The sequence below is a fragment of the Flavobacterium maritimum genome (assembly GCF_040049085.1).
GTDB lineage: Bacteria > Bacteroidota > Bacteroidia > Flavobacteriales > Flavobacteriaceae > Flavobacterium > Flavobacterium maritimum.
On the sequence record NZ_JBDLZY010000049.1, the window covers coordinates 1 to 529 of the forward strand.

Sequence of the window (529 nt, forward strand, 5' to 3'; positions counted from 1 at the left end):
TAGGAAAACCCGGAGAACACAATACAGAAATTCATGCTATTCTTGCAGAATATGGTTTACCATCAGATTTTCCGGTAGAAGTAGAGGTATATGCACAAAAAATAGATACTTCAATACAGGAATCTGAAATTGCAAATCGACGTGATATGCGTGATACACTTACGTATACGATAGATCCAAAAGATGCAAAAGATTTTGATGATGCACTGTCTTTCAAAAAGTTAGAAAATGGAAATTACGAAATCGGTATTCACATTGCCGATGTTTCGTATTATCTGGAAGAAGGAACTATTCTGGATGATGAGGCCTATCAGCGTGCTACCTCGGTTTATTTAGTAGATAGAGTAGTGCCGATGCTTCCGGAAGTTTTGTCTAATTTTGCTTGTTCGCTGCGTCCACACGAAGAAAAATATACTTTCTCTGCTGTTTTTGAAGTATCTCCGACAGCACAGGTTATCAATCAATGGTTTGGAAGAACAGTAATCTATTCGGATCAGCGTTTTGCTTATGAAGAAGCGCAATATATTAT

General features: G+C 37.4%; 1 protein-coding gene. It reads left to right on the forward strand.

Annotation, left to right across the window (positions count from 1 at the left end; genetic code table 11):
* Positions 1-529, forward strand: a 529-nt coding sequence (locus tag ABEB23_RS18240; protein ID WP_348814146.1) for an RNB domain-containing ribonuclease, incomplete at both ends; no start/stop codon positions are given.